Annotated in this window: 13 protein-coding genes; 12 read left to right on the top strand and 1 reads right to left on the bottom strand. The window is 39.9% G+C overall.

Annotated features, from left to right (window positions below):
- Window positions 1-2 precede the first annotated feature (2 nt).
- The 11 genes from ABJF57_RS06825 (at window position 3) to ABJF57_RS06775 (ending at window position 10,167) form a co-directional block, all read left to right on the top strand.
- Window positions 3-839, top strand: coding sequence for a chemotaxis protein CheW (locus tag ABJF57_RS06825; protein ID WP_462233649.1), 837 nt, complete (start codon window positions 3-5; stop codon window positions 837-839).
- Window positions 836-1,870 carry a chemotaxis-specific protein-glutamate methyltransferase CheB gene (cheB, locus tag ABJF57_RS06820; protein ID WP_462233647.1) on the top strand — a complete coding sequence of 345 codons (1,035 nt, stop codon included), beginning with the start codon at window positions 836-838 and terminating at the stop codon, window positions 1,868-1,870. The genes ABJF57_RS06825 and cheB overlap by 4 nt, the downstream gene beginning before the upstream one ends.
- A complete protein-coding gene (locus tag ABJF57_RS06815; protein ID WP_462233645.1) occupies window positions 1,871-3,586 on the top strand; it encodes a chemotaxis protein CheA in 1,716 nt (571 codons plus the stop codon).
- Window positions 3,583-4,419: a CheR family methyltransferase gene (locus tag ABJF57_RS06810; RefSeq protein WP_462234849.1), complete on the top strand. Its 837-nt coding sequence runs from the start codon at window positions 3,583-3,585 to the stop codon at window positions 4,417-4,419. Before ABJF57_RS06815 ends, ABJF57_RS06810 begins: the two co-directional genes overlap by 4 nt.
- 9 nt (window positions 4,420-4,428) lie before the next feature.
- Window positions 4,429-4,794: a response regulator gene (locus ABJF57_RS06805; RefSeq protein WP_462233643.1), complete on the top strand. Its 366-nt coding sequence runs from the start codon at window positions 4,429-4,431 to the stop codon at window positions 4,792-4,794.
- 138 nt (window positions 4,795-4,932) lie between these two features.
- Complete coding sequence (locus tag ABJF57_RS06800; RefSeq protein ID WP_462233641.1) at window positions 4,933-5,463, top strand: hypothetical protein; 531 nt, start codon at window positions 4,933-4,935, stop codon at window positions 5,461-5,463.
- An 83-nt stretch (window positions 5,464-5,546) separates the two neighbouring features.
- A complete protein-coding gene (locus tag ABJF57_RS06795) occupies window positions 5,547-5,909 on the top strand; it encodes a response regulator (protein WP_462233639.1) in 363 nt (120 codons plus the stop codon).
- A gap of 15 nt (window positions 5,910-5,924) precedes the next feature.
- The gene (locus ABJF57_RS06790; RefSeq protein WP_462233637.1) at window positions 5,925-8,531 is read left to right on the top strand and encodes a nitrate- and nitrite sensing domain-containing protein; all 2,607 of its coding nucleotides are present in this window, start codon (window positions 5,925-5,927) and stop codon (window positions 8,529-8,531) included.
- Window positions 8,528-8,899 carry a response regulator gene (locus ABJF57_RS06785; RefSeq protein ID WP_462233636.1) on the top strand — a complete coding sequence of 124 codons (372 nt, stop codon included), beginning with the start codon at window positions 8,528-8,530 and terminating at the stop codon, window positions 8,897-8,899. The genes ABJF57_RS06790 and ABJF57_RS06785 overlap by 4 nt, the downstream gene beginning before the upstream one ends.
- A complete protein-coding gene (locus ABJF57_RS06780; protein ID WP_462233634.1) occupies window positions 8,889-9,356 on the top strand; it encodes a chemotaxis protein CheX in 468 nt (155 codons plus the stop codon). The genes ABJF57_RS06785 and ABJF57_RS06780 overlap by 11 nt, the downstream gene beginning before the upstream one ends.
- A 37-nt stretch (window positions 9,357-9,393) precedes the next feature.
- Complete coding sequence (locus ABJF57_RS06775; protein ID WP_462233632.1) at window positions 9,394-10,167, top strand: hypothetical protein; 774 nt, start codon at window positions 9,394-9,396, stop codon at window positions 10,165-10,167.
- On the opposite strand, the gene ABJF57_RS06770 is transcribed toward ABJF57_RS06775, so the two are convergent.
- Complete coding sequence (locus ABJF57_RS06770) at window positions 10,164-11,774, bottom strand: ABC-F family ATP-binding cassette domain-containing protein (protein ID WP_462233630.1); 1,611 nt, start codon at window positions 11,772-11,774, stop codon at window positions 10,164-10,166. The genes ABJF57_RS06775 and ABJF57_RS06770 overlap by 4 nt on opposite strands.
- 277 nt (window positions 11,775-12,051) lie before the next feature.
- Between ABJF57_RS06770 and ABJF57_RS06765 the strand changes: the two genes are divergently transcribed.
- A complete protein-coding gene (locus ABJF57_RS06765; RefSeq protein ID WP_462233628.1) occupies window positions 12,052-15,459 on the top strand; it encodes an ATP-binding protein in 3,408 nt (1,135 codons plus the stop codon).
- The last annotated feature ends 159 nt before the right edge of the window (window positions 15,460-15,618 follow it).

The following is a 15,618-nucleotide window of genomic DNA, read 5'->3' as shown; positions in this document are numbered from 1 at the left end:
GTATGGCACTTGGAAAGAATCTTAAGAAACGGAAATTGATAGCTAATGAGCCTGAAGCCAAGGAAAATACTCCAGTGGCTAAGAAGAAAAAAAGTGTAAGGGCAAAAAAAGAGCTGATTGAAAAACCCAAAGCCAAAAAGAAAGCCAGTCCACAAAAAAAGGTAGCGACAAAAGCCAAGAAGCAACCCGTTGCAAAACCACTGAAAGAGAAACGCCCCGTAGAAGAGAGGCGTCTGGTAGAAGAGAGAAGTCCTGTAGAAGAGAAACGCGCTGGGATAGACCCTGGCCTTCCAATTTTCATTGCCAAGGAACTTCATCAATTAAAAAATTCGCTTAGGAAAAAGTACCAAGAGGATATCAATAAACTGGGTGGAGTTGTTACACAATTTGTTGTCATTGAGATTGGCAGTGAATTATATGCGGTAGACATTGATTGCGTAAAGGAAGTTGTTCCGACCTCCAATCTTTCCAAAACTCCAAACACTCCATCCCATATTCAAGGGATCGCTAATGTAAGAGGATCCACGTATGTTGTATTTGACCTTACCAAGAAGTTTAAACTAGGCATTGAAGTAAATTCTCAGTACCTACTCGTCTTAGAAAATGCAGGGATTGCGGCAGCATTATCATTAGGCTCCTTGCCAGCGACCAGAAAAGTGAATGGAGACAATATTTCAAGTGAAATGAATATGATCGAAGATGCTTCGCTGGATGTCTCATATATCAAAGGGCTGATTCAAGACCAAGACCAATTGATTTACTACTTGGATGTAATCGAGCTGTTGAAGAATGACAAAGCCATAGTAGTACCTGATAACCTGACCGATTCCAAAGAATGAGCGGAAAGTTGAAAATATTAGTAGTTGATGATTCAGCTTTTATGCGGCTGCTGATTACAGATCTGCTTTCAGAGGATTCGCAGATTGAAGTAGCAGGTACAGCCACAAATGGCCTGGAGGCTGTCCAGCAAGTAAAGGCGTTGAAACCCGATATTGTTTTGCTTGATCTAAACATGGCAGAATATGACGGTTTGTATGCCGTGCGAGAGATCATGAATGATCGACCTACTCCCATATTGATACTTAGTTCGGTAGGTAACACCGATCTACAACCGGTATTTGAAGCACTTAAAAGTGGTGCCGTTGACTATATCAATAAGCCAGATCGGAATAAATCAAAAATGCGGGAGCTTCAAAAGGAGCTCATTCAAAAAATTAAAAGTACGTCCAGAGCAAAACCTAAACAGATTTCCTCAACGAAAACTAAGGCGCAAGTCGTTACCAAGAAGAAACGGTCCAGCTCAAAATATGAACTCATAGCCATCGGAGCTTCCACTGGAGGACCCACGGCCATTGAACGTGTGATCTGCTCTTTGCCAAAAGATTTTGACATTCCAATCATCGTATGCCAACATATGCCAACGATGTTTATCCCTCAATTTGTTCAACGATTAGGCTCACTCACATCCTTGGAAGTGGTTTCAGCGACGAAAGGCATGAAACCAACCCCCGGGGTTATTATGTTTTGTCCCGGTCACGCAAACCTCATTTTATTAGATAAAAAAGGAGGGGCCGTTGTTGACTTCACAGATAAAGTATATAAGGAATATAACAACCCCTCCATCAATGCTATGATGCTGAGTGCATCAGAAGCATATAAAGATAAAATGGTTGGCGTATTGCTAACCGGGATGGGCAAAGACGGAGTAAAAGGAATGTCAGCTATTCATGAAGCGGGAGGAAAAACCATAGCACAGAATAAGGAAAGCAGCGTAATCTATGGAATGCCAAAGGCAGCCTCCGAAGCTGGAGCCGTTGATGTTGAGTTAGACATAAAGGAAATTGGTAACTATTTAGTTAATGGTATTTAAGTGAAATCCAAAGAAGAAGAATATCGTCAATTATTTCTCACAGAAGCACTCGAAAATTTCGAAGAGCTCAATCGCCTCTTTGTAGAGCTAGAGAAAGATATATCCAGTAAGAAAGCGATCGCTAATATCTTCAGAATAGTGCATACGCTGAAAGGAAATGCCATGGGCATGGGGTACGAGAAGATTGCAGATTTGGCGCATGTGATGGAGGATGTTTTCGGTGCAATAAAGAATAAAGAGGTTGCACCAGATAAAGAACTGGTTGATAGTCTGTTTCGAGCCAATGATAAGCTCGGGGGACTTATAAATGCCATTACTTCGAATGAACGGATAAGCTATCTGGGAATCAAAACAAAGCTTTCTGTTTATCTGAAAAATGCCATAGAGGAACAAGAAGCAAATGGTTCAAAACCCACAGGGGAAGAGGAGGAAGTAGAGGTACTTGCTGAGGAAAGTGGCGAAGAGGCACCAGATACAGGCACAGGAATCAAGTTCGCAGACGTTGTTCAGATACCCGTTCGCAAAATGGATGATTTGCTCAATATGGTTGGCGAACTAGTAATAGAGCGTGACCGATTGATTTCCCTGTTTGGATCAGAAGGTCAAAGCACACTTGAATTTGAACGCATAAAGCGGATCTCTTCAAACCTCCATTACGGGATCATGAATGTAAGGATGGTGCAGATGGGATTTCTTTTCAATAAATTTCACAGGGTACTTAGAGACGCAGCATCTACCGAAAACAAGGAAGTAGAACTGGTCTTGAAGGGCACAGAAGTCGAAATCGATAGAAATATCCTGAAGATCATCAGTGATTCCATGGTGCATCTGGTCCGGAATGCTGTAGGACATGGAATTGAATCTGCAGCGGCAAGAAAAGACAGTGGCAAGCCACCCTCGGCCAGTGTTACCCTTTCAGCTACTTTGGAAAAAGATAGTGTGGTCATATCCATTTCCGATGACGGGAAAGGGATCAATGTTGATAAAATCAAGGAAAAAATTGTAAAGCAAAACATGGTCACTCAGGATGTAGCAGACCAGCTTGCAGAAAAAGAAATCATCCGATACATATTTGAGCCAGGCTTTTCCAGTGCCGATAAGGTTACTGAAATTTCTGGTAGAGGAGTCGGGATGGATGTGGTGAAAAAAGCGGTAGAATCTATTGGAGGGCAGGTGCTTGTGGACACAGAACTTGGGCTTGGTACATCCGTTCACTTGGTTTTGCCATCTTCTTTAGCGTTGAAAGGGGCGCTCTTGTTCGAAATAGATTCGCAAGAATATGCTATTCCACTTACGTATATAGATTCTGTAACATACCTCAGGAAAGGGGATATTCACCAAGTGGCAGATAGCTTAATGGTGGATTATCAAGACCAATCAGTGCCCATTGTGTTTTTGAAAGGATTACTAGCCGTAAGAGATCTGGAAAATGTGGACCAAGCGGTCATTGGACAAGAATTACTGAAGTCTTATGAATCTGATAAGGAAATGAATGTGGTCATAACAACTCATTCAGGTCGCTTGTTAGGACTGGTGGTGGATAAGCTACAAAGGCAAAAAGAGATAATCGAGAAAAAATTACCTAAACCTTTAGATAATAGCCAACTCTTAAGCGGTACCACTGTCTTGGGATCGGGTAATGTATGCCCAGTTCTAGATGTTGCTTCCGTAATGGATGTATTATTTCAATCGACAACTAAAAAAGTAGAGTCATAGCCACATTAACCATCGATACCATCAGTGATGAAGAGCTTACAGCTCTCATGCAAGCTATAAATAACCGTTATGGCCTTGACTTCACGAATTATGAGCGAACCTCCCTTAAAAGAGGCATCATTCGGTTGATGATGAAGCACAATATGGAATCCATTATTGAGCTGTGGTCATTGGTCTTACGTGATAATGAGTTTTTCCTGGGAGCAATTGATGATTTGCTGGTAAACCTTACCGAGCTGTTTCGAAACCCAGATGTGTGGATTAAACTCAGAGATATTGTTATCCCTGAGATTCCTAACAAACAAATGAAAATCTGGCACGCCGGCTGTTCTACAGGAGAGGAAGTTTACACCATGAATATTGTCCTGGAGACATTAAACCTTCTGAATAGAGCAAAGCTGGTAGCTACAGATTTAAGCAATAAGGCGCTGGCAAAGGCAAAAAAAGGAGATTATTCTCACATAACGTTAAAGCAATACCTGGTTCCGTTCCTCAAGTTTTTTCCAGATAGAAAAATGGAAGACTATTTCGATTTTCAAGACAAACATGCCACGATAAAATCAAAGTACAAGGCCAATGTAGCTTTTAAGAAACATAACCTTGTGATGGAGCCAATGGATGATAAGTACGATATCATCTTCTGCAGAAACGTGATGATCTATTTTGATGAAACATTGAAGCACAGGGTATTGGATTTGCTTTATGGCGCTTTGAAAGAAGATGGGTACCTGATAATCGGATACTATGATATTATGCCGGATTACGGAAAAGATAAATTCGGAATTTACGATGTGAAAACACGCATTTACAAAAAGATCTCAGCCACCAAATAACCGAAAATTATGCGAGTACTAATAGTAGATGATTCCACATATATAAGATCCTCGCTTAGGACTTTGCTAGGGAATCAAGGATATGAAGTAGTAGGGGAGGCAAAAAATGGAGAAATGGCTATTGATTTAGCCTTGGAATTGAAGCCCGACGTAATTACGCTAGACAATATTCTCCCAGATATGACTGGGATAGACATCTTAAAAACACTCAATGCAGGTGAATTTAATGCTACGGTAGTAATGATCAGCGCTGTTGGCCAGCAATCTGCAATCGTAGATGCAATGAGCAACGGAGCAAAGCACTACCTCGTAAAACCATTTGATGACTCAGAATTAATCGCCATTTTGAAGCAACTCGATGAAGAAAGCATATAGTTCGCCTAAAACATTAATTAGATTGAGAATAATAGACTATTTTGACCCCCAAACCACGAAACCTAATATTATATGATGGCAGAATTGAATGATAGTGAAATGAAGGTAGCCACCAAGCTCATTTTCGACGGGCTTTCCATGGCAAAATCATCAATGGAGCAAATTCTTCAAAGCCCTATTAACATAGAGCAAATTGACTATATAAGTGCAGAATTAGATCTGGATCGTTTTGGTGGACCAAATCAAGATGTCCATTTGATAAAAACAGAACTTCTCGGAGAGTTGAAAGGCACTAGTCATTTAATATTTTCTGAAAAAGAGGTAGCAAAGCTCTATGAGGCTTGTTTACCAGAAAAAATCGCGAAGGATAACTCAAAAGAAAGTGTAATTATGAAACTTGGTTTCCTCACGGAAATTGATAACATGGTTTCAGCTGCAGTTATTACAGAATTTTCAAACTGTTTAGATGTGGAAATTTATGGAAATGTACCATCTTTGAAAGTATTGAAAGCAACGGAATTGAATGAATTTATTGTTAAAGAATCCAGCGAATTCGAATCTATCATTCATTTCAAAGCCGTTTTTCACGGAAAAGAACTAGATATCTGCCCAGATTTTATTTGGGTGTTTCACAATAAATTTGTGGATAAGATTAAAAATCTGGTGTAGTACTCATTATCACCCTAATCAGTTATGCTATGCATAGCTATCGTAATCTTTAATTAAGTGATAAAACAGTAATAAAAAGTAACATGAGCAAGACAGTATTAGTTGTTGATGACTCCATCTATATGCGGTCATTGATTAAAACCGCAATGGAAGGAGCAGGATTTGAGGTAGTAGGAGAAGCACAGAATGGCGAGAGTGCCATTGATCTGGCGGTTCAATTGCAGCCTGACCTTATAACGCTCGATAATATCCTTCCGGATATGATGGGTTTTGAAATATTAAAGGTCTTAAAAGACGAAGGAGTACCTTCAAAAGTAATAATGGTAAGCGCAGTAGGACAGCAAACAGTTGTTAACAAAGGATTATCCCTTGGAGCATCTGAGTATATTGTAAAACCATTCACTGAAGAGGATTTACTTAAAGTAGTAGAAAAAGTACTTGCATAGACTTATGCATAACCGATGATAAAGAGACTTACCAACCTACCCATACGCCAGAAATTTGCGGTGATTATTATACCGCTTATTGTTATTATTCTGGCATTTGACTATTTACAAGTCAGGTATCACTACTTGGATTATTCAGATAGCGTGCGACTCAATAAAGCTATTCGCATTGGAATAGAAATAAACCATGTAGTTCATGAGATTCAAAAAGAACGAAGCATTTCTTCTGGGTTTTTAGCGAATCAAGGAGAGAGCTTTGGTGTCAAACTGAATCAGCAGCGCGAGCGAACGGACAGTACCCTTCAGCAGTATTTTTCAGAGATAACAAACGGTGAGCTTGATGAGCTGATGGTTTTGCATAGAACAGATCTCGATCAGCTAAATGCTTTTTTTGATAAATTATCTACTTTAAGGAAAAGTATAGACACGCATCGCATCTCATCTGAAGAATCCATTGATAGATTTTCAGAGGTAAACAACAATGCGTTAAATACGGTAATTAAGCTGATTGATGAAACCAGGGATAAGGAAATTGCACAGCAAATACACGCAATCATTTATTTCCTAAAGTCGAAGGAATCTGCAAGTATCGAACGAGCCATTGGTACCCAAGCTTTTTCTCACAATCACATCGGTTTTGATTTATACAATAGGTTCACCACGCTGGTAGCTCGTCAGAACTCTTACCTTGATGCTTTTGATATCATCGCCAATGCCGAATCCATAGCTTATTACAATCAAATCGCAAGTGGAGAAGAAATAGACGAAGTAGATCGCATGCGTGCAGTACTTTTTGCAAATGACACCTTATCTGAGGATCCAGATCATTGGTATGAAGCCAGTACAACTAAAATTAACCGATTAAAAGATGTTGAAGACTACATGTCAGATAACATTCAAGCCAGAACCCAAGAAATTGCAAAAAGTTCAGTTAGAAATTTCTGGACATTCCTTATTCTGGATGTTACCATCGGAATTATTGCATTTTGGCTAATGACTACCATTGTTACTAACCTTCTGAAGAACGTTAGTATTTTGGAAGCATACACCCGAAGAATTTCGTCTGGTGACTTAACCAAGAAAGTAGTCATTCCTACAAAAGACGAACTTGGGCAATATGCCAATACCTTTAATCGTATGGTATTGGAGATAAGAAAATCGCAATTTGAACTTAGAAAACAACGCGATAAGGCCAAATTTCTGTACAAGAATATTTACGGTGTATCGATGGTGGTATTTGAAAATATCGAGCAAGGTATTTTCTTATTAGATAAAGAATTTAAGATTTCAAAATTTCATTCAAAGGCCATGAAGGAGATTTTCAGCAACGATCGAATTGCTGGAGAAAATTTTGCCAACTTCATGCGACCACTCATTCTTCCCAGAGAGCTTGAGGCCCTTGAAATGTTCATGAGACACTTGTTCAACGAAGATATGGATGAAGAAGTAGTCAACCAGCTGAACCCCATAGATCAGGTGAAAATTCATACAGAGCAAAATGGGATAGTGGCTACCAAATACATTCGAGTAGAATTCACACGTATCTTCCGAAAAGAGAAGATTCAAAATATCATGGTTTCCGTTTCTGATGAAACAGAATCAATTTTACTGCAACAGCATCTCAATGAAGCTGAAAAGAAAAAGCAGCAAGAAACTGAAAGAGTCCTTAGCATCCTTAAGATTGATCCATCAATACTTAGAGGATTCTTGCATAATTCCCGCAAAATGCTGAAGAGCATCTCTGAGAGATACGAGAAAAACGATAGCGATGAGTATGCAGATTTGCTGAGTTTCACATTTGATATCATACATAACCTCAAAGGGAACGCAGTAGTTATTGGCATGGAGCTGATGGCTAACAAATTCCATGAAATTGAAGATTCAATCACGGCACTACAATCGAAAGAGGTAAGAGGTAAAGACTTCCTAGCAATTCTTTATGAGGTAGATGAGGCTGATCGGATGATTGCAGAAATCGCTGAGATGCTTTATAAAATCATCAATATTTATAAGAAGTTTCCTGCAGAAGGTGATTCAGTATCCAATATCATGGTGATTGATTCGCTCGAACGAGGAGCAGAACTCATAGCGAAAGAGCTTGGCAAAACAGTCAACGTTACCTTCGAAAGCATAGACAATGTTGTGCTTCCTGAAGCGTACATTGAGCCATTTAAGGATATTATGATCCAGCTTATTCGAAACTCTGTGGTACATGGAATCGAAGCTCCAAGTGTACGGATGAATGTTGGAAAAGTGATCATGGGAGAGATTTTGATAGAACTCTCTAAAAGTGATGACGAGATGTTTATCCGATACAAAGATGACGGGAGAGGTCTTGAGTTGGAGTTAGTTAAAAGGCGTGCTTTGGACAATGGCTTGGTTACAGATACAGATCTTAAGAAAATGGAAGACTTTGAAGTCGCTGACTTAATCTTCCAGGAAGGATTTTCGACTGCAGATAAGTCGGATTCTCATGCCGGGAGAGGTCAAGGTATGCATTTGGTGAAATCTATTTTAGATAACCACAAAGGCGCATACGATATCACTTCCGTGCCAGGCAAATCGTTTGAAATGTTGATCAAATTGCCTGTAATTAACACCGATAAAGCAGACGAGGAATGAAAAAACTATTGATAGTTGATGATTCCTCAGTCATGCGAAGAACCATTGAGAAAAATTTGACGGACTATGATCTTGAAATTGTTGGCCAGGCAGCCAATGGTGTAGAAGCCGTGCAAATGGTAATGGATAAGAAGCCCGATGTAGTTACATTGGATATTACGATGCCTGAAATGGACGGAATCGCCTGTTTAGAAGAGATTATGAAAATAAATCCCGAGACAAAGGTGATGATCATCACGGCACTTACGGACAAGCTAACAGGCCTGATCGCATTGGATAAAGGGGCGAGAGGCTTTATGTACAAGCCAGTGAATGCGGATGATCTTTCTCGAGCATTTGATAAACTTTTGAAAAGGGATGGAGAGTAGGAAAGAAGAATTCGAAGCAACCTGTAACCTGTTTATCAATTCGGTAAGCAATTACTTCAAACATCTCACAGAGATTGATTCCGATATGAAGGTGCCATACCTCAAAGAGTCTGAAGGATTAGTCCTCAAAGATTTTACAGGCATGATTGGAATATCAGGTAGCCGCAAAGGCTTTGTATACATCTCTGCCAATCGAGAAATGTTTGCAGACCTCATCAATATGTTCATTGGGATAGAAGATCCATCTGAAGAAGATATTTTGGACATGGCTGGTGAGATTTCAAATGTAGTAGCAGGAAATGTACGTGCAAATCTTGGAGCAAACTTCATGATTTCTGTCCCTACCGTTTTTGAAGGAATGCCTACAGAACTAAATATACCAGAAAACGTTTCTATGTACGTGATTCCGATTAAATGGAATAATCACGAAGCTTTTGTAGTATTGGGTCTAGACTAAATAACGTTTCATGAGCGATCGGGGTAAACAGCAGAAAATGAGCGAAACAAACTGGATCATCAATTTTGATAAAATTGAAGACAGTACCCGTCGTAATTATTTCTCTGTTCTTCCACAAGAAAACAGACTCATGGATTTTTTCTCTGACGCCTTTGTGATCAACAAACCGAAAGGAAGTGTAGGAGGAGATGGTTTTTGGTTACATAGTCATGGCGATGATGTTTATCTAGCGCTTTTTACCTGTATAGGAGAAGGGCATTTGGCTTCAATGATGATACGCATCTATATGAATGCCCTTAAGAAAATGGTCGAAGGCTATTCCATTGATTTTCCCGGTTCAATTTTGCAGTTTTTACATAGAGAAGTACAGGCACGTTTTAAGGATAAAAACAACATTCTGTTGAATACGAATGCCAATGTTGGTATTGTGAAGCTTAATATTGTCACCAAAGAGATGGAGTTTGCTGGTGCTAATATGGATTTGGTTCAAGTAACTAAAGAAGGAATTACTATAGTGGAAGGTGAAAAACATCAGGTGGGAGAGAGTACCGACAAAAGATATAGCTACAACTCCAATTCTTTGAAAAATTCGAAAGATTCCAATTTCTATTTGTGCAGTTCGGGGGTATTTAATCTCATTGGAGGCCCTGAATTCAAGAAGTTATCAATCAAACAGTTGGGTGATTTCCTTTATGAAAACAGGGAAGCATCTTTTCAAGACCAAAAGACAATCAGCCAGCAGCACCTGGCCACCTGGACGGGCGCAAATCGTCAAAATGACGATATCATGGTCATTGGCTTCAAAGCTTAAGCATTCGCAGCAACCATCCGTTTCTTTTCAAGAAATTCATCATAGGTACTGAGCGTGTCAGTATAACCGTCAGGTCTTAATTCTAAGATGCGATTTGCTACAGTCTGCGTAAACGTATGATCATGAGAAGTAAAAAGAATCGTGCCTGGAAATTCCTTGAGCGAATTATTCAGTGCAGTAATTGATTCCAAATCAAGGTGATTTGTTGGTTCATCCAGAATGAGCAGGTTAGCTCCCTGCAGCATCATTCTTGAAAGCATGCAACGAACTTTTTCACCCCCGGAGAGTACTGTACACTTCTTAAGCGTTTCCTGACCTGAGAAAAGCATCTTACCTAAAAAACCTCGAATATAAACCTCATCCTTGTCTTCTTCATCTTCCGTGTATTGTCGCAACCAGTCAATCAAGTTATCGTCAGATTTGAAGTAATCCGAGTTCTCATTGGGCAGGTAAGCATGTGTGATTGTCTGGCCAAACTTGAATGTCCCTGAAGAAGGTTGTTCCTCTTCCATTAAAATTTTGAAAAAAGAGGTAACAGCCAGGCTGTCATCGCTTACCACGGATATCTTGTCTCCCCTGTTTACAAACAAGTCTAGATCTTTGAATAAATATTCGCCGTTTACCTCCTTGCTTAGTCCTTTGGTTTCTAGAATTTGATCCCCGGCTATCCTATTTTGATTAAAAATAATGGCTGGATACTTCCTGTTGGATGGCTGAATTTCATCCACATTGATCTTGTCCAGAAGCTTTTTTCGACTAGTAGCCTGCTTAGATTTGGAGGCGTTGGCACTGAATCGGGCAATAAATTCTTGCAACTCTTTTTTCTTTTCCTCCGCCTTTTTATTTGCTGAGGATCTTTGACTCAATGCCAGCTGGCTAGACTCATACCAAAAAGTATAGTTTCCGGTGAAAAGCTTGATTTGGCCAAAGTCAATATCTGCGATGTGTGTACACACGGTATCCAGGAAGTGCCTATCGTGAGATACAACAATGAGCGTATTGTTAAATTCTAGCAAATAATCTTCAAGCCATGAAATTGTTTGAATGTCCAGGTCATTTGTTGGCTCATCGAGAATGAGAATGTCAGGGTTTCCAAACAAGGCTTGAGCTAGCAGCACACGTACTTTTTCTGTGCCGTTGAGTTCTTTTACGGTCTTGTAGTGGTCTGCTTCAATGATACCCAAACCACTGAGTAGTGCGGCAGCATCAGATTCAGCATTCCAACCGTCCATATCAGCAAACTTGGCTTCCAATTCAGAGGCTCTATTGCCATCAGCTTCTGAAAAGTCTGGCTTAGCATAGATGGCATCCTTTTCTTTCATGATGTCCCAAAGTTCCTTATGACCTATCATCACCGTGTCAAGAACTTGCACTTCATCATATTCATGATGATTTTGTTTCAGCACGGCCATTCGTTTGCCTGGTTCAGTTTTAACCAGTCCGGAATTGGCAGCTATTTCGCCTGATAATATTTTCAGGAAAGTGGATTTTCCCGCTCCATTTGCTCCAATGATTCCATAGCAATTACCTGAAGTAAAATTGATATTCACTTCATCAAAAAGGACGCGTTTGCCGTATTGGAGAGAGATATTTTCTGTTGAAATCATAATGAATGAATTTGAGAGCCGCGAAGATAGACATATTCTTTGGCAGAATGAAGAGTATCGATGATTTTGGTGCTGTTTTGCTACTTAAACTCCTTTCTAGTCTCTCTATGACATTGCTACGTCGTGTAAGCAATTTGTTCCATCGAATGAGGTAGGAATGCATAGCTTTTGATGCGTACTTTGCAAACAAATACATCACTAAAACTACTATTAAGGTCACACCTACTTGATGAGGAGAGACACCACTAGTTCTTCAGAGTTGAGCATAAAGAAACTTATGATCCGTATACTCCTGGCATTCGCTTTGGGAGTATCGGTGGTATTGGTGATCGCTTTCACATCAAACCGTCAAATACAAAATCTAGCAGAAGTAAGCGCAGAACTGGATGAAACCATCAGTCTATGCGGGAAGCAACGTACACTTAGCCAATACCTCACGAAGTATGCCTTAATCCTGGAGACAGATACCAAAAAGCCAGAAGTGGCCATTAGTCACCTTGATTCGGCACTGGCACTCTTCAATAGAAATCATCAGCAAATTGAAGTTTCAAATCGCCAGCTGGCAACGTATGCTATTGATATTTCTGAGGCAGAGCAACTTTACAAAGAAGTTACACCTGCTATTTCAGCATTCATACGCAATAGCTATGGTATTCAAGAAGCAGCCAATATGGAGGCTTTTCGAGCCAATATCTTAAAACATGAAGAAACGTTCCTTCCAGCAATGAATCAGCTTAGTGATAGCTATCAAAAGTTATCGATGGAAATGAACAACAGGCTGACATCCACTATCGCTTCGCAGTATTGGATGATGGGCATAACGGTTGTTTTGGCGGCTTCATTGGTTCTAATTTTCACCATCCAGCTGGTCCGAGTTCGAGTAAATCGGCAAAGAACACATTTTACTGCGATAATTGAGTCAAAGGAGAAATATGAAAATCTTGTAAGAGGAACACACGATATCATTTATGAACTGAATAGGGTAGGCGAATTTGTTTACATCAACCCTGCTTTTGAAAAATGCATTGGATACAATCTTGCTGAGATAAAAAGGAAAAAATGGTTTGAATACATAGTCCCTGAACATAGAAAGGAAATTGTTGAGTTCTATGATGAAGTGGTCAAAAACAGAGCTAAAGAAATCTACATTGAGATTCCTTTCTTAACAGCGAATGGAGAGAAAAAATGGGTTGGTCAAAGCACAGATTTTAGTATTAGTGATGAAGGTGAGATCGATCACATCTATAACGTGGCTAAAGACATCACAGAACTGAAGTCGGCAGTAACGAAAGAAGAGAAGTACAAAGACGGGCTTATGTTGCTGAACGATCTGCATGCTCCTTCTGAACTTTCTATCCATGAACGTCTGGAAAGAGGACTGAAGTTGTGTTCGGAATTCCTAGGATTAGAAGCTGGCATTATAAGTTCGATATGGATGGATGAATATCGTATTGAAGCCTTCTACCCACAGGAATCTGGTCTTGAAATCAATCAAAAATTTAAGTTAGGTAATACGTATTGTGATATCACCATTGCTCAAAAAGGAAGAGTAATTGGGATAGACAATATGAAAAAATCTGAGCATAAAAATCATCCGTGTTTTGAAAATTTCAAACTTGAATCATACGTAGGAGCGGCTTACCGGGTAAATGGCAAGGTTTCTGGAACGGTGAATTTTACAAGTGTAAAAGCTAGAAAAGAACCTTTTACAGATTATGAAATTGATTTTATCTCATTGGTAGCCAAATGGGTTGGGGGACTTATGGATATCAGAGAAAATAGTAGCAAGATCCAAGAAGAACAAGATCTACTCAAGACCTTTATTTCAAGCGCTCCTGCGGCTATTGTCATGCTAGATAAGCATATGAATTATATCTCGGCGAGTAAACGCTGGTATAAGGAGCAAAACATTGTAGGAGACATCATCGGAAAATCTCATTATAAAGTATTTCCTGACATTTCTATTGAGGTGAAGGAGATGTATCAGAAAGCATTGGATGGAGACATAGTGAAGTCTGGAATTGAATTGAATACGCGAGCGGATGGAACCACCCAATGGATGCAAGGTGAAATCCACCCATGGTATACTGGAAAAGATAAAGTAGGGGGGATCATCATTTTCGCGAATGATCTGACAGAAATAAAAAGACAGGAAGTAGAGCTGAGAGAAGCCAAGGAAGAAGCCGAGAAAGCAAGCAGCATCAAGGAACAATTTCTGTCTACCATGAGTCATGAAATCAGGACTCCTCTGAATGCTATAATTGGCACAACCAACCTCCTAGAGATGGAGCATCCCGAACTTGAGGGAAGCAATCGGTTGAGAATGCTCAAGTTTGGAAGCAATAACCTTCTGACTCTGATAAACGACATTCTTGATTTTCAAAAAATTGAATCGGGGAATTTAGAAATAGTTACCGAAGACATAAACCTTCATGAGTTGGGTGAAAACATCATTGAGACCTGGAAGTCTGTTCCCAAGCAGGGGGATGTCCAGCTATCCTACCACTATTCCAATAGTCTTCCAGATCATTTCCTCTGTGATGAAGTTCGATTAACACAAGTTTTAAACAACCTCATTAGCAACGCCTTAAAGTTTACAGAAGAGGGAGAAGTAGAACTAAAAGTAATTCCTGGGGGAGAAGAAATTGTGCAATTTGTGATTAAGGATACGGGCATAGGTATTCCTGAAGATAAGCAAGAGACGATCTTTGAGACGTTCAAGCAAGTCAATAGTTCACGTACGTCTAAGGCTGGCGGCACAGGCCTCGGGCTTTCCATTTCAAAACATTTAGTTGATTTAATGGGTGGCAAACTTGAAGTTTCTTCGAGGGAAAATGAGGGAACTAGTTTCTACTTCTCTGTACCACTAGGCATTTCATCAACAAAAACGTCTAGAAAGAAGAAAGTAAAAGCTAGAAATGCACAACTAGATTTAAAGATTTTACTTGTTGAGGATAATAAAGCAAATCAAGAGATTGCCAAAGGCTTCTTGAACCGATGGGGGATTAGAGTAGATGTAGCAAATGACGGTGAAGAAGCGCTCGAAAAAGTAGTAAGTAAAGCCTACGATCTCATGATCATTGATGTGAGAATGCCAGTAATGGATGGCTATGAGGCAACCAGGCGAATCAGATCAATGGAAGATGTCTACTTTAGGCGGCTTCCAATAATCGCATTGACCGCTAGTACGCTCTTGGAATCGAGATCTAAGATGGAAGAAAGCGGAATGGACGAGATAGTTTCAAAGCCATTTGATCCGGACGATCTTTTTGAAAAAGTAAGCAGACTGGGTAAAAAATCTATCAGAATGACCTCCGATCAGAAGGAATCACAGATTCCTTCTGATCGAATTGATAAACCCTTCGCCTTTCTAAGTGAATTGCTGGGTGGAGATGAAGAGAAGGTAAGAATGATTGCAGACATGGCAATGAAGTCTATCAATGAAGGTATTGACGGAGTACGGTCCGAGGAGGAAGCAAATAGGAATAGAGAAAAAGCCTACGACCACCTACATAAGATGAAATCCAATTTGGCGAACCTAGACCTACAACCCCTTGCATTGCAAATGCCTGATTATCGGTCTGAAAATTTTTGGGAAGACATACCTGACTTCATTAGCAGGGTTGAAAAGGAGATGGCTAAACTCGCTAAGTATCAATTGGAGAGCGAAGGCGTTTCTTCATAGCAATACTGGTCGGTTGGTAGATTGCACCTCACCATCATTTATTAGCAAAATAATTGCTTAAAAGCTTCACATAAGGTTTTCACATGCTGGAATAGAAAACCAAAGGCTCCGCATAATACGACTGAAGTAAATCTTTTTTTCTCGTAGTATTCTGTAAAA

The sequence above is a fragment of the Ekhidna sp. genome, assembly GCF_039940915.1.
Lineage (GTDB): Bacteria > Bacteroidota > Bacteroidia > Cytophagales > Cyclobacteriaceae > Ekhidna.
This window is presented reverse-complemented; position numbering and strand designations above follow the sequence as displayed.